The organism is Lentibacillus halophilus (assembly GCF_055395055.1).
The window spans coordinates 805,572-825,297 of record NZ_AP043750.1; the positions used below are offsets into that span (position 1 = coordinate 805,572).

Below are 19,726 nucleotides of genomic sequence, written 5' to 3' on the forward strand. Positions count from 1 at the left end.
GTGCTCGTCATTTGTTCATTTTGGAAAAGAAGTCCGCCAGCGGATCGTCTTCTTCCTGGTCGTCCGCTTCGCCCTCGTCGTGTAGCGAATCAAGTTCGTTCATTTCAACTGCATCCAAATCCGGCTTATCGCTGGTTGGGGGTTCCGGCGGGTCAGGCTGTTCCATCTCTGGGGCATCGTCTACCGGGTGCTGATTGCCGCTTAATGTCGCAAGTACCGATGTTGCCCGGACTGGATCCTGCATGAGCTGATAAACAATATTGCCGATTAAAGCTTCGGAATGTTCATGCTTCAACCAGTTTTTCTGTTGCTGGGTAAGCTGCCGAGGCAGTGGTACCGTTACCGATTCTCGCTCCCGTGTGAACGTCTCCTGCACGCCTTTAAGCACATATTGGGCCATTTGACTGGAGAAATTGCGACGCTCCTGGTCCTTTATTTTTTGCAGTTGTTTCAATAAGTAATCCGGGGTGTCCGACGGGATTCGGAACGTGATGGACTGTCCGCGCTCTATACGCTTTTTCGACCGTTCCATAATATCACCTTATGTTTCATCCGTTGCAGCTTGTTCGTTTGCTTCGGCCGGTGCCGTTTTATTCAAGTAATCCATAATCAGTTTATAGTAGGCATTGGCCATCATCCAAATGCTTTCCTGTTCATCTTCAAAAAAGTCGATATTAAAGCCATCCAATTTGTTGTTCAATGCCTTAATATAATCTTTCAACACCGCCGAACCACCGCCGACAAAATAACAGATTTCCGACTGTGAATTCTTTTGCCACACTTGGCGCAAAAACCGGTATTCTTTTTTGGCAAGTTCCAGCAAAATACGATCAGTAATATCATGAACATTTGTCCGGCTGCCTTTCACCATAATGTGGTGGCGATCGTTTTTCCGCGTAATAATATCAACAACATCACGACGGCTGTCCAGTTCTACGCCGTGTCGTGTCCGGATTTCGTCGCGAATTTCCTCCAATGATTCGGCCACACCGAGCGGGAACCCTTGGGCTTTGTCATCATCGACATTCCGATTTCTAATAACGGCAATATCGGTCGACAGTCCGCCAATGTCCTGAATGAGAATTTGCTGATCAATTAATTCCTTGTTTATGACATTCAACTGGTTGTCCATAATGAGATTAACATAAGCGGCGAAGCCTTCCGGATAGACTTTCACTTCGTTAAATTTAATGTTAACTTTTTTACCTTGGTATTGCGGTGTTACGAGAAATTCGATTTGGTGCACCGACCCAAGAAGCTGAGAACGGTAGCCGACATCTTTGCCTTCCTTCACTTCACGCAACGGCAATCCCGTCCCCAGTGTGTAATTGGCATCAATGACATCATTCTTATTCTCTCGGAAAGCGTCACTGCTGACAGCGTCCAGTGCAATGGAGGCAAACAACATGACCAGTGTCTGGTCTTCTTCCGATTTGCTGCTTCCGGGATCAAGCTCTGTTGAATTGTTTGCCTTGGTTGCCAGATTGCCAATGCGGTACACGGCATTATTTTCTTCCAGGGCAGGGGAGTGGACCCGTATATGCAAATTATCAATCGGTTCCTTTTCATCCAGATCCTCTATACCGATCACTGGTCTGTCTTCTACGTCTCTTGAAATAACATTTGGAATGTAATAGGATTCATCCATTTGTCCAAAGTTGGCTTTTAACGCATCATTGCCGACATCGACAGCCGCAATTCTTGTATCGGTCATGTTTCACATACTCCTCTCTTTTTTCGTAGATTTCTTATTAACAGATTAATAGATTTCATTCAATAGTGCAATCCGACTTTATGTGCATTCTTTTATGTACACATGTATACATTTTGAAAACTCTATTATGAAAGCATGTGTACTTGTTTGTATACTTGCAAACGGGATTGTAATTATTTTGTGTACGTTTTGTTTACATGCACACATGAATACATTTCAGGTAAATTATGGAAATAATAGTTAAAAAATATGCCCTTTTACAAGGGCATATTATCATTTAGCTGCATTTTCTTTTTTAACTTGCTTACTTCGTAACTGACCACATGCGGCATCGATATCCGCACCGTTTTCCCAACGTACACCGCACTGAATGCCTTTTTCACGCAATGCCTCATAAAACGCCTGAATGGTTTCAGAATCGCTGCGTTGGTACTGGTCATGCTCACTCACCGTATTATACGGAATTAGGTTAACATAGGACAGATGTCGTTTATCTTTGAGCAATTCCACCAGCTCATCAGCGTCTTCTTTGTGGTCATTGACACCTTTCAGCATAATGTACTCATACGTTACACGTCGGTTAATATGATCCAAATAATAATCGACAGCTTTCATCAATTTATCAATGGAAAAAGCGCGGTTGATTTTCATAATCGATGAACGCAACTCATTGTTTGGCGCGTGCAGCGAAATCGCCAAATTAACTTGTGTACCAGTGTCCGTCCACTCGTAAATTTTATGCGCAAGCCCACTCGTGGACACTGTTATATGACGGGCGCCAATATTAAGACCGGCATCATCGTTGACGACGTAAATAAAGTCCATCAGGTTGTTAAAGTTATCAAATGGCTCACCAATACCCATGACAACGATGTGACTGACCCGTTCCTCTTTTCCATTAGCATCCATATCTTTCTGCACATTCAGAATCTGTTCGACAATTTCACTGCTATCAAGATCGCGATTTTTCCGCAACAGACCACTGGCGCAAAACGAACAGCCAATATTGCAGCCTACCTGGGTCGTCACACAAACCGATAGACCATAATTGAACCGCATTAGTACGGTTTCAATTAAATTCCCATCAGACAACCGAAACAAATATTTTATCGTGCCATCTTCGGATTCCTGTTTAATTTCATCTTTTAGCGTATGCAACACAAAGTTTTCTTCCAGAAGGGCTATGGTTTCCTTATTGACGTTCCGCATGTCAGCGAATTGATGAATGCGTTTTTTATACAACCAATTCCACACCTGATCAGCGCGAAAACGGCGCTGACCGTTATTAATGAGCCAGTTTTGCAATTTTTCATATGTCAAACCGTAAATGGATTTTTTGCTCATGTTTATCCCTCATTTCCAAACGTTCCAATCAATTATTATACTATATTAAGGCATGGAGCGCAATGGAGCAACTAAAATGCCAGTCCAGCGATGATCCCATATAAGCACATTATTGGCCTTTGAGAGCCTTTCATCATATGATTCCTTTTGAGGAGTGATAAAAACCATGGAAGCTAAAACATTTAACCATATTCCTTTATCCGTACTGGATCTTGCGTTTGTTCTTGAAGGCAGCACGCCAAAACAATCGTTTCAAAACAGTGTGCGCTTAGCTCAAAACGTCGAGGCATTCGGATTTAATCGATATTGGCTGGCGGAACATCATAACATGCCCGGCATCGCCAGTTCGGCTACATCCGTATTGATCGGACATATTGCCGGAGCAACCAACCGATTAAGGGTAGGTTCAGGCGGTGTCATGCTGCCCAACCATGCAGCGTTAGTCATCGCCGAGCAATTTGGCACACTCGAATCCTTGTATCCCGGTCGCATTGACCTTGGACTCGGACGGGCACCCGGAACCGACCAAGCAACCGTTTATGCCCTGCGACGGTCGTTGAATCAACGGGTGGAAGATTTTCCAAATCAAGTGGACGAGCTCGAACAATACTTTGCCGGAACCGGCAGCGTACAGTCCATCCCGGGATCCGGTCTTGATGTCCCGATCTGGCTGCTTGGATCCAGTGGTTTCAGTGCCCAACTAGCTGCACAGAAAGGCCGACCATTCTCAGCGGCGAGCCACTTTGCACCGGACAATACAATGGCTTCGCTGAATCTGTACCGCGAGCAATTTCAGCCGTCGAACCATATTGACCAACCGCATGCGATGATCGGTGTCAATGTCGTGGCTGCGGACACGGATGAGGAAGCCAAGTACTTGGCGACCACACAACAGCAGCAAATATTGAATCTACGTCGTGGCCAACCTGGCAAACTACAGCCACCCATCGAAAACACCGATGCCGTCTGGACAGAATTGGAGAAAGCCATCGTCGAACAATCCAGTCAATCGCCATACACCATTATCGGCAGCAAAGAAACCGTTCAGAACGATTTAGAACAGCTACTTGAGGATACCGGAGCTGATGAAATGATTATCACCTCACAGGTTTATGACATTGACGCCCGCATCCGCTCCTATGAAATTATCGGCGAACTAATGGAATAAATACGTTGAAAAGGATGGTTACGCAAGCGTTCATATACCCGAGGCGTCAGCATTTAGAGGTTTAAATTATCCCCTTTCGTTGGATCGATGGAAGACACATTGATATAGTGGACATACCAAAATAGTGAAGGGAGATGAACGACATGAACGTGATGCACAAGCTATTTGATTCGGCTCACAACAATTTAGTAAGTGAAATTCAAAATGCCGATGAAGCGAGTTTGGATATTCAACCGGAAGGGTTCGGCAACAACATTCATTGGCATGCTGGCCACGTGCTGACGATTAACGAAATGCTCTTATTCGGGTTTCCGGATCAATCCAGCCACTTGCCCGACAATTATAATGACTTGTTCGGCAATGGTTCTTCCCCCGCTGACTGGCCGGAAAATGTACCAAGCGTTAAAGAGCTAACAAACCAGCTTCAGGATCAATTGGAACGCATGAAACAGATTCCTGAGAGCCAATTTAACAACAAATTGGATAAACCGATCCTTGGCGCTGAAACATTCGGTGAATTGGCCGCTGTGGCTATGACCCACGAATCCAACCATACCGGACGAATCAACGCCATCAAAAAAGCGATCGCTAAATAAATGCCAAACATCTGCTCCCGATCCTACCAAGGAGCAGATGTTTTTTTGCGCTAACAAACGTCCTCATCCTTTTAAACCGTTTCTAAAACGAGCTCCTTCATCGTCCCGTTTTGGGCAAAATTGGTATGCCACGAAAAAGCTTTCTCGAGCACGTGTGGTGTTTGACCGCCACGCTTGAGTGCTTCTTCGTAATACGCCCACAGTTGCTCCCGATACAGCGGGTGGGCGCAGTTTTCAATAATCTTCGGCGCACGTTCTCTCGGTGCCAAACCGCGCAAATCCGCATACCCTTGCTCCGTGACAACAATATCGACATCATGTTCTGTATGGTCAATATGAGACGCAAATGGAACGATGCTGGAAATATCACCGTCTTTAGCGATGGATTTGGTTACAAAAATCGCCAATCTGGCATTTCGGGCAAAGTCCCCCGACCCACCGATGCCATTCATCATTTTCGTACCGGAAACGTGCGTAGAATTAACGTTTCCATAAATGTCAAACTCCAGCGCCGTATTGATAGCGATGAGTCCGAGTCGACGAATGATCTCCGGATGATTGGAAATTTCCTGCGGGCGCATGATGATTTGATCACGATAGGTTTCGAACTGGGAAAAGACTTGGTCCATCTTTTCTTTCGACAAAGTAATCGAACAACAGGAGGCAACGTCTACTTTTCCCTCATCCATTAAGTCAAATACAGCATCTTGCAGCACTTCCGAATAAATATGGAGATTCTGAAATTCCGAATCAACCATGCCGTGCAACACAGCATTGGCAACCGAACCGATACCCGACTGAATCGGTGCCAGTTGCTCAGTCAGGCGGCCGGACTGTACTTCAGACCGCAAAAAGGCAAGTAAATGATCAGCCATTAATTTTGTTTCGTCATCTGGCTGGGTAATCGTTGATGGCGAATCCTCTTGATGAGTGAAAACGATCCCCTTAATTTTCGACGTGTCGACCTTCATCCCCTTTTGACCGATTCTCTCACCTGAATTAGTCAATGGAATCGGCTGACGCTGTCCTTGTTTGGACGGACTATATAAGTCATGCACCCCTTCCAATTGTTCCGGTTGGGCGGTGTTGATTTCGACAATAATGTTTTCGGCATACTCGGCAAATACGAGGGAATTACCGATGGACGTTGATGGGATAATCGTTCCATCCTCTTTAATCGAAATCGCTTCCAAAATGGCGTAATCAATGGATTCGATTACGTCCCCGCGAACCCATTCCGATGTGTGGGATAAATGGTGGTCAACAAATAAGTGCTCGCCTTGATTGATTTTTTTGCGCATGACGGGATCCGCTTGAAATGGGAGACGCTTATTAATTATACCGGCTTCGGCAAACATTCGATCGACATCGGAGCCTAGTGATGCTCCGGTAAATACGTTTACTTTGAATGGCTCGTATTCTGCCCTGCTCACGAGCGCAGTTGGCACCGCTTTCACATCACCGGCACGTGTGAAACCGCTCATCCCCAACGTCATGCCATCTGTAATCCATGATGCAGCTTCTGTTGCGGTAACAACACGGTTATGGAGATGCTGTGCATAAATGCGATCATGTTTCGCTGTCATAATGAAACCCCTTTCGCGCATGTTTTCACCCATTATAACGCATGCGACAGCGACGATTGGCATTCTGCGCAGGGAAAAGCTATATTTGCGATGAGACGCCGAGATAAATAGATGAGACAGCATTTTTATGCCAACAATAGATAAATCATGACTGACGTTTTAAAACCCAAGCAGTTTGCGGAAGTAGCTGGAATACGACTGACTTACCGGCACTTGTTCGCCATTATCCATGGCCAACAGAAACGTCGAATGGGTATCCGGATAAATGGCCGTAATATGGTGCACGTTGACAATAAACGACCGGTGGCAACGGATGAACGTCTCGTGCGGAAGTGCATATTCGTAGTTCTGCAATGTCCGCTTGGTTGTTCCGACAAGTGTATCAGCATAGACATATGTTTTTCGGTCCTTTGCCTCCAAATAAATAACGTCATGAAAAGGAACTGGCTTCCACCCATCATCTGTTTTCACCGTGACGACCGACTTTCCCTCAGTCATCACAGGATAAATGGCCGTAACACAGCCTTGAAGTTTTCCCTCCAAATGAAACGGTACCGCCATTCCATGATACGGCACGCCGAATACACTGCGGTCAATAAATTCGGAAACCTTCTGCCCCGTGTGCAATGCTTTATAGGCAATGGATCCGGCGATGACTGGATCACCGGGTTTAATTTTTAAATCAATTCGTTTGCTCGGTCGGTAATAGATATATTCCGCATCATCCGAAACAGCGATGGATATTTCATCAGAAAACAATTCCCCCACCACGTCAAATAATGTTCCAAACGATAAACGATCCACGATACGTCACACTCCTCCCATTGATTAAAATTAGAGTACCATGACTGGATATAGATCAACAATCCCGTTGTTTTGCTAGTTTTCCATTGGCACTTTTGATAAGCTGGATGTATGAGCAATTATACGTAAGGGGTTTTCGTGATGAAAAATGTTGTTATCCTTGGCGGTGGTTATGGTGGCGTCAATATCACTCAAAATCTGATCGAACAGGATTTGCCGGAAGATGTGCAAATTACGGTGATCGACCGCAATCCCTATCACTCTATCAAAACGGAATTCTATACGATAGCGGCCGGTACATCTGCCGATAAAAACGTGCGCATGGATTTCCCAGAACACGATAAAGTGCGCTACATCTATGCAGAGGTGGCTGAAGTCGATACTGAAAACAGACAAATTGTATTTCAACATCGCCATAAGCCGGAAGTCTATGATTATTTAGTTATCAGTTTAGGGTGTGAGGATAATTATCACGGCGTTGACGGCGCCGCGGAGTACACCGAAAGCATCCAAACATTCCACGGAGCACGCCGAGCGGGAATGGCCATCGGAAATTTGAACGCATACGGAAAAGCCACCATCGTTGGCGCCGGCCTGAGCGGTATTGAAGTGGCAGCCGAAATACGGGAAAGCAGACCAGATTTGAACATCCGCCTACTCGATCGTGGAACATCGGTCCTGAAGGCATTTGACAGCAAAATACAAAATTACGTGGAAGACTGGTTTATGAAAAATGATGTAGAGGTGCTCCACGAGGCAAACGTTGAGTACGTCGAGAAAGACGGGGTCTGCAACAACGGCATCTGCTATGTGAACGATGTAACCATTTGGACAGCCGGTGTGCGTCCAAACTATATCGTACGCGACCTGCCATATAAAAAGGATGAACAAGACAAGGTGGTCATCAATGACTTTTACCAGGTACCCGATGATAAACACGTATACGTAGTCGGGGACTGCGCATCTTCGGAGCACTCCCCAAGCGCCCAGCTGGCTCGTCAGCAAGGCGAACAGATTGCCGAAGTCCTGTACGCTGTTCTAAAAGACGAGAAGCCGAAAAAACCCGGAAAATTGAAATTAAAAGGAACCCTTGGCGCACTCGGTAGTTCGGAAGGATTCGGCGAAATGATGTCGCAATCCGTCGTCGGCTACATTCCACGTTTGGCTAAATCAGGCGTGTTGTGGCTGAATAAACGCCACTGATGATCACTGGACCGGATGCATCGCAGCACCACATAATGTTGACTAATCGGACAAGCCCACGAGCCTGTCCGATTTTTTATAAGCAGAAGAGGCCGTGCATCTTTGAAGGAGCACTCAGGCCGAATTTGGTTGATATATTCCCGATATGGTTGATATATCTTAATGGCGGTTGATATATTTTCAATCCGGTCGATTTCTCGCCTGATCCGGTCGATATATCTTGATTCTGGTTGATATCTCCCTCATTCTGGTCGATTTCTCGTGAATCAAAGACAACCAACAGCCGTCGTATACCGCAAGTGGTTCTTCACGATACCATTTTGAGTCCCACGACGCCGACAATAATGACTACAAGACTCATAACACGGGACCAATTGCCCGACTCCCCAAAAAAAAGGATGCTCAACACCACTGCCCCTGCTGTACCAATACCGACCCAAACCGCATAAGCAATACTGACCTGCAAGTATGAAAATGACACATTGAGCAAAGCAGCTGATCCGCCAAATCCGGCGATATACATAAGCACATTCAAAATAGACCGGTTTTGGCTGGCCAATCTCAGACCAATAACGCCAATGATTTCACAAATAGACGCCATCATAATAAATAGCCATCCCATCAATCAACACCTTCTTTCGCCTGCTTTTCCGCTTTTCTGTCAGCCAGTTGCAGACCTACAACACCTACAACTAACAAAAAAATGAAAAACAGTTTGTCTGTGCCCAAACGCGCATCAAAGAAAATCATATCCAATAAAGCGATCCCAGCCGTTCCTGCCGATGCGAAAATAGCGTAAACCGTACCAGTCGGCAACCGTTCGCAAGCCTTTCGAAAACATTCCATATCTGCAAACATCACGAAAATGACCACCACATAATGCCACCAACTTATAGCTACATTTAAACCATACACCCACACCAATTCCAACAAACATAAAAGCACAACGTACATCCAGGCTTTTTTCTCTTTCATTTTCGGAGCCTCCTTCCAAAAATGACTGATAATCAGTCACAAACGTACATAATATACGAAACGAGCATGATGTTCACTATTTACAACAATCCTAGTGCATGCTTGGCAAAATCCAATACGTCTTCTTTCTTTAATGCGGCTGTCCGTTCATCCTGGCGGGTATACATATACGTCTGCTCAGCTGCATCTTCTATTAATCCAATTAAAATTTCAGCTGTTCGTTTTGGATTCAGCGACTCACGGATCACGCCCTCTGCTTTTGCCTTTTCGAGTTCGCCACTTAACCAGTCATAATAGGATTCGTAAATGGCTTCCCATTCCTGTCTGTATTCAACGGAAGCCAGACCGGCATATGTTAAGGCAAATATGTCACGGTGCTCTCTCGTCAATTCAAACACAATATCCAAAACCTGTTCCAGTTTAAACGACAAAGGGGATGCTTCATGAACATGTTCTTTAATTTCTTCCAATATTTTTTCCGTCATCACTTCTGCTATCGACAGCATCACTGAGAGTTTGGATGAAAAATATAAATAAAACGTGCCTTGCGCAATACCAGCACCATGCACAATGTCCGAGACTTTCGTTTTTTCAAGGCCTTTTTCACGGAAAACATCGATGGCTGATTGAATAATTTTTTCTTTTTTGTTATCCATTTGCATACCTCTTCACTATGACTGACTTTCATTCATTATACCGGATGCCTCTGCTGTCTGTCAAAATTTATGTGAATTATTTCTGATTCTTTTCACATAATGCTATACTGGATGCAGATACTTCTGTATAGGGATTCATTTTGTTTTTCCTATTTTTCTGCAACGAATACCAATCGCCAATGCTTGCTGGGGGTTTTTTATGGATAATCTGAAGGATACGGCACTGGAAGTTATTTATTCCATTGCTCCGATTGCACTGGTGATCACGCTACTGCAATTCACCATCATTTGGCTACCCATGGAAGATTTTTTACAATTTTTAATCGGCGTCCTGTTTGTCGGAATTGGACTGATACTGTTTTTACTCGGTGTTGATATCGGATTGCTCCCTGTCGGCGAATTGATTGGTTCCGCACTGACCAAAACCAAAAAGCTGTGGGTCATCATCCTTTTTGGGTTTCTGCTTGGTGCAGTTGTAACCATTGCAGAGCCGGATGTGCGTGTGCTCTCCTCACAAATTGATAATGTCTCCGATGGGGCGATTTCACAGCAGATGCTCATTCTGGCCGTTGCAATGGGGGTTGGTATCTTCGTCGGACTTGCTATGTTACGGATTATTTTCAAAATCAGTATTGTTTATTTACTGGCAGGCGGTTACGGGCTTGTTTTCTTAATTGCGGCGTTCACCCCGTCCTATTTCGTACCCATTTCCTTTGATTCCGGCGGGGTGACGACGGGGCCACTGACTGTTCCCTTTGTACTGGCACTCGGAGTCGGTGTCGCATCAGTCATCAGAGGAAAAAGCGCCTCGAGTGATGGATTCGGACTAGTCGGATTGGCATCAATCGGGCCGATTTTGTCCGTGTTGATTCTGGGAGTGATTTATGGATGACATTTGATATATTTGGCGGATTTCTCGGGACGATGCAAGACGTCGCCATCGCATTGCTGCCACTGGCTGTGTTGTTCGCTATTTTCCACTTTGTTTTTTTAAAACTCCCGGCGAGGAGACTTCTTGATATTGGTACTGGCTTTGTCTTTGCCTTTGCAGGTCTGTCCCTGTTTCTCCAAGGGGTACATATCGGCTTTATGCCGTTTGGAGAGCTTATGGGCCAGGTTCTCGGCGGATTCACCCATAAATGGACCCTCATACCGATCGGGTTCATCATTGGTTTTTTTGCCATCTATGCAGAACCCGCCGTCGCTGTTATGGTAGAGCAAGCGGAAAAAGTATCCGGTGGCTACATCCCGGAAAAACTATTGCTGTACACGTTGTCGACTGGGGTCGGTATATCGGTTGCATTATCCATGATACGGCTTATTTACGGTTTCTCGCTATGGTACTTTATCATTCCAGGGTATATCATAGCGTTTATTATGATACGGTTTTCGCCGAAAAAATTTACGGCGATTGCATTTGATTCAGGCGGCGTTTCAACCGGACCAATGACAGCAACATTCGTACTCGCTATGTTCACTGGAATCGCCGCACAGATTGACGGACGCGACCCACTTTTGGATGGATTCGGTATGGTTGCATTGGTTGCATTGGCTCCGATATTGTCAGTGTTGACGCTTGGAATACTGTTCAGCAGAAAGGAGAAAGGTCAGTATGTCAGTGATGATTCAGGGGCAAAAACTTCTCATCACAATCGTTCATAAGGATAAGGCCAAAAGAGTCGTCCAGGCATCGCGCAATGCCGGGGCACAGGGCGGAACAACGATTTTGGGAGATGGGTTCCGTCTCAATGAAAAAAAACGCGTACTCGGCATACCGGTAGAACGCGAACGTGCCGTCATACTGACACTTGTCTCCGATGACATTTTTGACGATGTCCGGCGTGCCATTATTGATTCCGTTCAGTTGGATAAACCAAGACATGGAATCGGGTTTGTCATTGATACGAAACAACTTGCCGGCATTAACCATTTGCTTGGGTGGAATGGCGAAGGTGCCGAAACGGTCAAGGAGGGTGCTGCTGACACTATGAGCGAACAAAACGTGTTATACGATCTGATCATTACGATTGTCAACAGAGGCGATTCAGAAAAAGTCGTCGATGCAACCAGAAAAGCCGGGGCCGAGGGCGGAACCATTCTGCATGGCCGTGGCACAGGGGTCCATGAAAAGGCCAAACTGTTCAATATTATGATTGAACCTGAAAAAGAAATGGTGCTGACTTTGATCGATCGGAACAAAACAAAAGATGTCCTGCAGACGATTAATGAAGATGCGGAACTGAAAAAGCCGGGCAAAGGCGTTGCTTTTGTTCTGGAAGTTGACAGCACCGTCGGCATTAGCCATGAAATGAATGATTGGGTGAAAGAAGAATACAGGAAGCACAAGAAGAAAAAGAAACACGACAAGGAAGAGTGACTGGACGCTCTTCCTTTTATGTGTGATGAACGCACATCTTTACTTTTTTCCAGCTGGTCGTTTTTCCCATATAATGAATGACGACATCTATGCCAGTCGCAGCCATTTTTGACTTTCAGCAACTAATAAACTGTATGTGCTCTCTTAATCAAGATTTTATGTTTAACAGCTTGCCTTTCTTAATAACGCCACCAATATGGTTCATCCCGTAATGATACGACAACATTAGATAGTTCGGGACATTAAATATGGCAACATCGGCTTGTTTACCGGCTTCCAGACTGCCGATAACGTCAGCACGGTTAATCGCATGGGCCGCATTGATCGTCGTTGCGGTCAGCACTTCTTCTGGTGTCATACCCATTTTCAGGCAGCCCAAATTCATGATGAACGGCAAGGACAATGTGGGGGAGGAACCCGGATTGGCATCGGTGGACAGTGTGACGGCCACACCACTGTCAATCATTTTCCGAGCATCAGCATATTCCGCCATCAGGAAAAATGCCGTCCCAGGCAGCAGGACGCCCATGACATCATTTTCAGCCATTTGCTGGATGCCCTTATCGGATGCTTTCAAAAGGTGTTCAGCCGAAATTGCCCCGATTTCTGCAGCCAACTCAGCACCGCCGTATGGCTCAATTTCATCAGCATGTATCTTGGGAATGAGTCCATATTTTTTGCCGGCTTCCAGAATTCGTCGTGACTGTTCCGGGGTGAATACGCCGCGTTCGCAAAAGACATCATTGAAGTGAGCTAATTTGCGTCTGGCCACTTCCGGAATCATTTCCTCAATCACTCGGCTGACAAACGGTTCTGGATTATCCCGCTCATCGACCGGTACAGCATGCGCCCCCATAAACGTGGAGACGACATCCATCGCATGATCCTCGTCCAGTTTAGCAGCGACTTCTAACTGCTTTAGTTCATGCTCCAGTGAAAGACCATAGCCACTTTTAGCCTCCACCGTTGTCACCCCGTACTGGAAAAAGGTATCGAGCCGTTGTTTCGATTCATCATATAACTGATCAAAATCCGCTTCCTGTGTTGCCCTCGTTGTTGCATGGATTCCGCCACCAGCATTCATGATGTCCATATACGACTTGCCGTTCAGACGCATCGCGTACTCATTTTCACGGGTACCGGCATGAACCAAATGCGTATGCGGATCGATCAAGCCGGGGGTAACCGTCTTCCCGGTTGCATCCAAAACCTCTGCTTCAGCCATATCATTCTTGTATAAATGTTCCAACTCTTTCTGTTTACCGACAGCCTTAATAATGCCGTCCTTTATGAGTATACTGCCATTTTCCAAGATTGTTAATTCTCGCATTACATCCTGTTTTGCAGATGCTTCAGTATGACCAGCCATCGTCACAACTTGAGATGCGTTTTTAATCAATAAAGACGATCCCATTGTTCCACCTCCTCGTTTTTTTCAATGAGGTGTTCGATGCTTTATAAGTGTAGCATACTATGAAATGACACACAAATCAGACTATTACTCATTAAACTATAACCCCTCACCTGCTTTGATCATGTTACACGACTGTCGGCCAATGACATTTATCCTTTACCTAAATGACGCAGCAATTTTTCATAAATAGTCTGAAACTGCCGAATTTCTTCTCCCGTAAGTATGTGAAACAAATCTTTATACAATTCCTGGCCTGTTTTTTGGGCATCAGCCAGCGCCTGATGTCCTTGATTCGTAATGACCAGCAACACTTTTCTCCGGTCTTGTTCGTCATATTTACGAACAGCATACCCCTCGTTAATGAGCTTGTTTGCAATATTCGTCATCGCACCAGGTGTATAACTTAATTCTTTAGCAATAGCCGATGACTTACTGGGCCCTTTTTGACGCAATTCAAGCAAAACAAGGATGGATGAAATACCAATATTATGATTATATGATCCGTTGAAACGAACAATGGTTTCATTATTGAATATTTCAACCGCTCGAATCAGCTTAAAAATATTATCGTTCATTCGATCGCCCTACCATTATTAAAATTTAATGGAACCGCCATCGACATTGATGGTTTGTCCGGTAATATAATTCGAATCGTCACTTGCAAGGAATACAGCGGCACGACCAATATCTTCCTCCAGTTCACCGAAACGCCGCAATGGAATGTTTTCCAAAACGTCCTGATAGTATTCCGGCTGTTCTTTTGCCCATTGCTGTACACCTGGGGAGTTGGCGATCGGAGCAATCAGATTGACGTTAATACCATCCTTGCCGAATTCATTGGCGGTAACCCTTGTAATCGCACGAATGGCTTCTTTTGCTGCCGCATATGCCGCCTGATTGGCATGTCCTTCAATCCCGGCACCTGATGCAAAATTAATGATTTTCCCTTTTGTCTCCTGCAAATGAGGAATCGCCGCCTGCATCAAGTAGAACGTCGGATAAAAGCCAGTATCAAACGACAAATCCAAGTCCTTTTGGGTCGTTTCCAAAAAAGGTTTGTTTTTCGATGCATGGGCGTTATTGACGAGAATATCCAGTTTCCCATACTTGTCCACGACTTGTTCCACAATACTTTCAAGTTTATCATGCTCAGCTAAATTGGCTTGAATGAAAGTCGACTCCTGCTGATGTTGTTGTAAATGCTTGATGGCTTCCTGACCAGCTTCTTCATTCAAGTCGACAATGACCACCTTGGCACCTTCTTTAACAAAAGCCGTTGCCATCCCCTGGCCAATGCCACCAGCACCGCCCGTAATAATGGCAACCTTATCCTGTAATCTTCCCATTTCGATCACTCCTTGACTGGGTTATGTAAATATTTTAGCACTAAAATATTTATAAGTAAAATAACTGCCTCTCCCAATGGAATCCGGCCATCATCTTATTCTTCCGTATGCTATGAAAAAACTGCACCAGAAGAATCATATTTACGCATAGTATGTTGTTCTCAGGAATCTCTATATTACGCTAGATTTTGTAACTGTCCTATTAATAAAACAACCCCTCACCCGTGATATGTTATCCTTAAGGTAAAGGGGCTGTTTATCATTCTCAGTTTAAAACGGATTGGTCGCCCACTGCAGCGATTGTTTAATGAAAATACGCTGTTGAAGTTTGAGCTGCGATACCATATATTCCGCCAGATCTTCCGGTTGCATGTACTTGTCTTTATCATTTTGTTCAGGGTCATCCCCATACATCATTTCTGTTGCCACCATGCTTGGATTCATGGTGAAGACACGGATGTTGTGCGGCCGGACTTCCTGCATCAACGCCTCAGACATTCCTTGTACGGCGAATTTAGACGCACTGTACGACGTTGACCCTGCCGTCCCTTTTAGACCATTACTGGACGAGATGTTGATGATATCGCCTTTATCTTTTTCGATCATGTCCGGAAGCACAGCTCGGGTGACGTGATACGTACCAAAGACATTCACTTCCAACGTGTGCTTCCAGTCTTCCGGATCAAGGTCCAAAAAATTCCCTTTTAAACCGATGCCAGCATTGTTGATCAAAATATCGGCAGAGCCTACGTGTTGCCGCAATTCATCTACGGACTGCTCCACATTGGTCATGTCTGCAATGTCACAGGCTGTATAGTGAGCGGTCACGCCATGGGCCTCTGCTTCTTTGGCAACAGCCTGCAACTTGCTTTCAGTACGGGCGATCAACCCGACATGCACACCTTCTGCAGCCAGTTCAAGAGCCGTCGCGCGCCCTATACCACTGCCAGCACCGGTTATGTACGCTACTTTTCCCTGTATTTCCTGTCCCATTTACGAACCACCCTTTCGAAAAATATCTTACTGTTCAGTTTAAAGTTTCCTGGACGGATATTCAATGATGGCGATTTAAACAGGAAACGTTATGGACGTTCGGAAAATAAATGTCAAAGCAGCAAATGAACTTGGAATACAATATATAAACATCAAACAATTTACACGATTATTCAATGTGTGTCACAATATGAATGATTCACTGCGAAATAAAATTTGTACAAGTGAGGAATCAACCGATGAACGAGGTATATACTGGGAAAACCAAAGATGTCTATGCACTTGATAATGGAAACTATATGCTGCAGTTTAAAGATGACATGACGGGTGAAGATGGTGTGTTTGATCCAGGAGCCAACACGGTTGGTCTTTCGATTGAGGGAGCTGGAAAAGCTGGTCTCAGGCTGACGACTCACTTTTTCAAACAATGCCGGGATCAGGGGATTCCGACGCATTTTATCGAGACGGATATCGACAGGCAAACGATGACAGTCGTTCCAGCGACAGTGTTCGGCGAAGGCCTGGAAGTCATTTGCCGCTTCCGCGCGACAGGCAGCTTTATCCGCCGCTACGGAAAATATGCCGTAGAAGGCCAACCATTGGATGCATTTGTCGAAGTAACATTGAAGGATGATGAACGCGGAGATCCTCCCATCAGCCGGGATGCACTTGATACGCTGAGTATTTTAACCAAAGCGGAATACAGTATCCTGAAAGACCGCACACAAAAAATTGCGACGCTTGTGAAGAATGAGCTCGCCGAACAGGCTATTGATCTGTATGATATAAAACTTGAATTCGGCCGTGACCAGGACGGAGAGATAGTGCTGATTGATGAAATTTCAGGCGGCAATATGCGCGCCTTTAAAGATGGCGTTTATGTAGCACCCTTGGAACTTGCAAAGATGGTCACAAAGACGTAACTATTTAAAAGCCACGGGGGCCGACACATACCAATCAGGGGCTCGGACAAAACGAAATAAATCATTTCTAAATACGAACGATATGTTTTAGACGTAGTCGCCGCTCCGGAAAAACACTACGCTTTCCGCGGGCGCTGATGAGCCTCCTCGTGCTTATCGCACTGCGGGGTCTCATCTAGGCTTTCCATCCCGCAGGAGTCTCCGTGTTTTTCCTACGCTAAACAAAAATCCGAACTGATTCAGATTATTTGCGAATCATAGTTCGGATTTTTCTTTGACTAAATACCTTTTGTCCCAGCCCCTTTTTTACCCTTCTATTCTTCCTCAGCTCCTCCATACTAATGGTATATCCTTTAACAACCTCATTCACCAATATGGTTCTTTTTCGTTAGACAATGTTAGAACAAACGGATATAAACTAAGTATAATGAAGACAGTCATTCATTTGTATAGGCAAAACACCATTCCAACAAAAAGAATGACGTCTTGTTATACCGCTACTTGAGCTTAACGATTATTCCTCATCCGCTGTTTCCCCGGTGTCACCCTCTTCGCTTTCCGGCTGTGATGCATCTGGGCTTTGAGCGGCGGAAGCTTCCTGGTAGTATTGTTCTTTCTGAGCGTTGAAGTGATCCGTTTGACCGTTGGATACATAGCTCTCCAGCATGGCCTTCAAATCCATGCCGGTCGTTTCCTTCAATGATTCCTGGATGCCGAGCATCGTCGAGGTGACGTTATTGGCCACTTTGGACGAGCCGCCTTGGGAATCACTACCGCCCATATCAATGACTTTCATATCCTGAATCTGGGAAATTGGAGCTGCCACTTTTTCCGCATACTCGGGCAAGACGTTAATGAGCATTTCGACAATCGCTGCTTCGCCGTATTTTTCCATCGCCTCGGCCATCCGTGCTTTGGATTCAGCCTCCGCTTTACCGCGCTGCCGGATGACTTCTGCATCGGACTCCCCTTTGATGCGTTCCTTTTCTGCTTCGGCTTCAGCTTCTTTTGTCACTTTATACGCATCGGTATCGGCAACTGAGCGCCGGCGTTTGTTTTCTTCCTCTTCCAATTCCACCGCGCGTTGCTTTTCGATGTATTGAACTTTCAACTCTTCATCTTTTACTTGTTGTGCAAGCCGTTGCTTTTCCAGTTCGCCGGCTTGTTCGGCATTGGCGTTAGCACGGTTTGTTTCTTTCTGGAATTCAGCTTCTTTAATGTCTTTTTCCTTTTTCGATTGGGCAACTGCTGTCAGGCGACGGTTTTCTTCATCTTGTGCTTCTTGATCGTTTTGTGCCTGATAAATGCGGGTTTCCTTTTTGGCATCGGATTCCGCCTGATCCGCCTGCTTCTGTACCTCTGCGATATGCGGGCGTCCCAATGCGTCGATATAGCCATTTTCGGTATCGACGTCCTCCACATCGTTCAATGCAAATGAGGTAATCTCAAAACCCATACCTTTCAGATCGGATTCCGCAATCTTCTTCACCTGCGTATTGACTTCTTTAAAATCGTTATAAATTTTTTCAATGGATAGTGATGCAATAATGGCGCGTAAATGACCATTCAGCACATCCTTCAGTTCTTCCTCACGCTCATTCTGCTTTTTCCCAAGAAATTTCTCCGCAAAATTTGCCATAATTTGCAGTTCGCTTCCAATACTGATGACCGCCGTGCTGACCACCCGTACGGGAATGCCTTCCCGCGTGTACGCTTTTTCAGAATCAACTTTTAACTGAAACGAGGTCAAATCAATGGGGGTCGCTGTCTGAAACATACGCAGCCGATACCCACCGCCGCGAATAATTTTAACTGAGCGGCCATTTTCATCCTGGAAGATATTCCGCTCTTTTTCTGGATCGCCAAGCTTTGGCCCTGTCACAATCAAGGCTTCATTGGAACTCGCGGTTTTGTAGCGAATCCGGAAAATAATAAACATAATAATTCCCACAACGAGCGCTACAACCGCAATTATCGCAAGAATCATCAAAATCAGTGCATCCTGAAACATAAAAAAATAGCCTCCTTATTGAATGTCAATCCAAGCTCACCACGCTGCTTTCATTTTGTGTTTGACTTGTGTCTCAGTAAAAATCACTCCTATCATACTATTCGCACCTGTATCATTTCAGAACCCAAATCTTTCCAAGCCCATGTCGTCCCGCACTGCTGACGGACCGGCATCCGTCTTTCCTCCCTTTATGTATCAGCGGATATCCACTATTTGGTATCACTTTTATCATAACATATCTGATTCGATTTGGAATGAACGGCTCAAAAAAGCATTAAAAAACTGCCGACGTTGTGCCAGCAGTTTTTTGTAACATATAATTAAGATCTTACCGCCGATTATTGCTGCGCCCCTGTACACCTGGTCTCGACAAGTCACGCTTATTAATCCACACACGGTCCTGATTTGCATTATCTGGAAACTTTTCTCCGGCTTCCATTTTTATTTGCTGCGGATCCTCCACATTGCTTCCCGTCTCCCCCGCTTCAATATAAACGCCGTTATTGGGGGCCTTTTCACCAGCTTGAAATTGAGACTGTTCACCCATGTTTATCCCTCCTTACCTTGTGTATTTCCTATTCTGCCTGATCATCCCAGCATTATAATTGGGAAAATA

General features: G+C 45.2%; 21 protein-coding genes. 7 read left to right on the top strand and 14 right to left on the bottom strand.

Annotated elements, in window-relative coordinates; translation table 11 throughout:
• Positions 1-7: 7 nt before the first annotated feature.
• The 3 genes from ACZ5Q7_RS03655 to rlmN form a co-directional block, all read right to left on the bottom strand.
• Positions 8-532: a hypothetical protein gene (locus ACZ5Q7_RS03655; protein ID WP_343751943.1), complete on the bottom strand. Its 525-nt coding sequence runs from the start codon at positions 530-532 to the stop codon at positions 8-10.
• A gap of 9 nt (positions 533-541) precedes the next feature.
• The gene (locus ACZ5Q7_RS03660) at positions 542-1,714 is read right to left on the bottom strand and encodes a ParM/StbA family protein (protein WP_343751942.1); all 1,173 of its coding nucleotides are present in this window, start codon (positions 1,712-1,714) and stop codon (positions 542-544) included.
• Positions 1,715-1,987: 273 nt separating this feature from the next.
• Positions 1,988-3,058: a dual-specificity RNA methyltransferase RlmN gene (rlmN, locus tag ACZ5Q7_RS03665; RefSeq protein ID WP_343751940.1), complete on the bottom strand. Its 1,071-nt coding sequence runs from the start codon at positions 3,056-3,058 to the stop codon at positions 1,988-1,990.
• A 166-nt stretch (positions 3,059-3,224) separates the two neighbouring features.
• On the opposite strand from rlmN, the gene ACZ5Q7_RS03670 reads away from it, so the two are divergent.
• Both ACZ5Q7_RS03670 and ACZ5Q7_RS03675 read left to right on the top strand, forming a co-directional pair.
• A complete protein-coding gene (locus ACZ5Q7_RS03670) occupies positions 3,225-4,226 on the top strand; it encodes an LLM class flavin-dependent oxidoreductase (protein WP_343751939.1) in 1,002 nt (333 codons plus the stop codon).
• A 143-nt stretch (positions 4,227-4,369) separates the two neighbouring features.
• On the top strand, positions 4,370-4,822 hold the full coding sequence (locus tag ACZ5Q7_RS03675) for a DinB family protein (protein WP_343751938.1): 453 nt from the start codon (positions 4,370-4,372) through the stop codon (positions 4,820-4,822).
• A 71-nt stretch (positions 4,823-4,893) separates the two neighbouring features.
• Here the strand turns inward: ACZ5Q7_RS03675 and ACZ5Q7_RS03680 are convergent, their stop codons facing one another.
• Together ACZ5Q7_RS03680 and ACZ5Q7_RS03685 are read right to left on the bottom strand one after the other, a co-directional pair.
• Positions 4,894-6,408: an acetyl-CoA hydrolase/transferase family protein gene (locus ACZ5Q7_RS03680; RefSeq protein ID WP_343751937.1), complete on the bottom strand. Its 1,515-nt coding sequence runs from the start codon at positions 6,406-6,408 to the stop codon at positions 4,894-4,896.
• Positions 6,409-6,567: 159 nt separating this feature from the next.
• Positions 6,568-7,212, bottom strand: a complete 645-nt coding sequence (locus ACZ5Q7_RS03685; RefSeq protein WP_343751936.1) for a LytTR family DNA-binding domain-containing protein — start codon at positions 7,210-7,212, stop codon at positions 6,568-6,570.
• A 141-nt stretch (positions 7,213-7,353) separates the two neighbouring features.
• Here ACZ5Q7_RS03685 and ACZ5Q7_RS03690 point away from each other — a divergent pair, with 141 nt between their 5' ends.
• A complete protein-coding gene (locus ACZ5Q7_RS03690; protein WP_343751935.1) occupies positions 7,354-8,415 on the top strand; it encodes an NAD(P)/FAD-dependent oxidoreductase in 1,062 nt (353 codons plus the stop codon).
• 307 nt (positions 8,416-8,722) lie between these two features.
• Here the strand turns inward: ACZ5Q7_RS03690 and ACZ5Q7_RS03695 are convergent, their stop codons facing one another.
• The 3 genes from ACZ5Q7_RS03695 to ACZ5Q7_RS03705 all read right to left on the bottom strand — a co-directional run bounded on the left by ACZ5Q7_RS03695 (position 8,723) and on the right by ACZ5Q7_RS03705 (position 10,046).
• The gene (locus ACZ5Q7_RS03695; protein ID WP_343751934.1) at positions 8,723-9,037 is read right to left on the bottom strand and encodes a DMT family transporter; all 315 of its coding nucleotides are present in this window, start codon (positions 9,035-9,037) and stop codon (positions 8,723-8,725) included.
• Positions 9,037-9,390, bottom strand: coding sequence for a DMT family transporter (locus tag ACZ5Q7_RS03700; protein ID WP_343751933.1), 354 nt, complete (start codon positions 9,388-9,390; stop codon positions 9,037-9,039). The genes ACZ5Q7_RS03695 and ACZ5Q7_RS03700 overlap by 1 nt, the downstream gene beginning before the upstream one ends.
• A gap of 80 nt (positions 9,391-9,470) precedes the next feature.
• Positions 9,471-10,046, bottom strand: coding sequence for a TetR/AcrR family transcriptional regulator (locus tag ACZ5Q7_RS03705; protein WP_343751932.1), 576 nt, complete (start codon positions 10,044-10,046; stop codon positions 9,471-9,473).
• 199 nt (positions 10,047-10,245) lie between these two features.
• Between ACZ5Q7_RS03705 and ACZ5Q7_RS03710 the strand changes: the two genes are divergently transcribed.
• Genes ACZ5Q7_RS03710 through ACZ5Q7_RS03720 form a run of 3 tightly spaced genes read left to right on the top strand, consistent with a single transcriptional unit; the run spans position 10,246 to position 12,423 of the window.
• Entirely contained in the window at positions 10,246-10,938 is a 693-nt protein-coding gene (locus ACZ5Q7_RS03710) for a DUF1538 domain-containing protein (protein WP_464433093.1), read from the top strand.
• The gene (locus ACZ5Q7_RS03715) at positions 10,935-11,708 is read left to right on the top strand and encodes a DUF1538 domain-containing protein (protein WP_425542360.1); all 774 of its coding nucleotides are present in this window, start codon (positions 10,935-10,937) and stop codon (positions 11,706-11,708) included. The genes ACZ5Q7_RS03710 and ACZ5Q7_RS03715 overlap by 4 nt, the downstream gene beginning before the upstream one ends.
• A complete protein-coding gene (locus ACZ5Q7_RS03720; RefSeq protein ID WP_343751929.1) occupies positions 11,659-12,423 on the top strand; it encodes a P-II family nitrogen regulator in 765 nt (254 codons plus the stop codon). The genes ACZ5Q7_RS03715 and ACZ5Q7_RS03720 overlap by 50 nt, the downstream gene beginning before the upstream one ends.
• 148 nt (positions 12,424-12,571) lie before the next feature.
• Here the strand turns inward: ACZ5Q7_RS03720 and hutI are convergent, their stop codons facing one another.
• From hutI to ACZ5Q7_RS03740, 4 genes are all read right to left on the bottom strand, one after another.
• Positions 12,572-13,837 (bottom strand): imidazolonepropionase, encoded by a 1,266-nt coding sequence (gene hutI / locus ACZ5Q7_RS03725; RefSeq protein WP_343751927.1) that lies wholly within the window; start codon positions 13,835-13,837, stop codon positions 12,572-12,574.
• Positions 13,838-13,986: 149 nt separating this feature from the next.
• Positions 13,987-14,412, bottom strand: a complete 426-nt coding sequence (locus tag ACZ5Q7_RS03730; RefSeq protein ID WP_343751926.1) for a MarR family winged helix-turn-helix transcriptional regulator — start codon at positions 14,410-14,412, stop codon at positions 13,987-13,989.
• Between the two features lie 18 nt (positions 14,413-14,430).
• Positions 14,431-15,183, bottom strand: coding sequence for an SDR family NAD(P)-dependent oxidoreductase (locus ACZ5Q7_RS03735; protein WP_343751925.1), 753 nt, complete (start codon positions 15,181-15,183; stop codon positions 14,431-14,433).
• 270 nt (positions 15,184-15,453) lie between these two features.
• The gene (locus ACZ5Q7_RS03740) at positions 15,454-16,176 is read right to left on the bottom strand and encodes a 3-ketoacyl-ACP reductase (RefSeq protein WP_343751924.1); all 723 of its coding nucleotides are present in this window, start codon (positions 16,174-16,176) and stop codon (positions 15,454-15,456) included.
• A 239-nt stretch (positions 16,177-16,415) separates the two neighbouring features.
• Between ACZ5Q7_RS03740 and ACZ5Q7_RS03745 the strand changes: the two genes are divergently transcribed.
• The gene (locus ACZ5Q7_RS03745; RefSeq protein ID WP_343751923.1) at positions 16,416-17,099 is read left to right on the top strand and encodes a phosphoribosylaminoimidazolesuccinocarboxamide synthase; all 684 of its coding nucleotides are present in this window, start codon (positions 16,416-16,418) and stop codon (positions 17,097-17,099) included.
• Positions 17,100-17,613: 514 nt separating this feature from the next.
• On the opposite strand, the gene ACZ5Q7_RS03750 is transcribed toward ACZ5Q7_RS03745, so the two are convergent.
• Positions 17,614-19,110, bottom strand: coding sequence for a flotillin family protein (locus ACZ5Q7_RS03750; RefSeq protein WP_343751922.1), 1,497 nt, complete (start codon positions 19,108-19,110; stop codon positions 17,614-17,616).
• Positions 19,111-19,438: 328 nt separating this feature from the next.
• A complete protein-coding gene (locus ACZ5Q7_RS03755; protein ID WP_343751921.1) occupies positions 19,439-19,657 on the bottom strand; it encodes a YjzC family protein in 219 nt (72 codons plus the stop codon).
• Positions 19,658-19,726 lie beyond the last annotated feature (69 nt).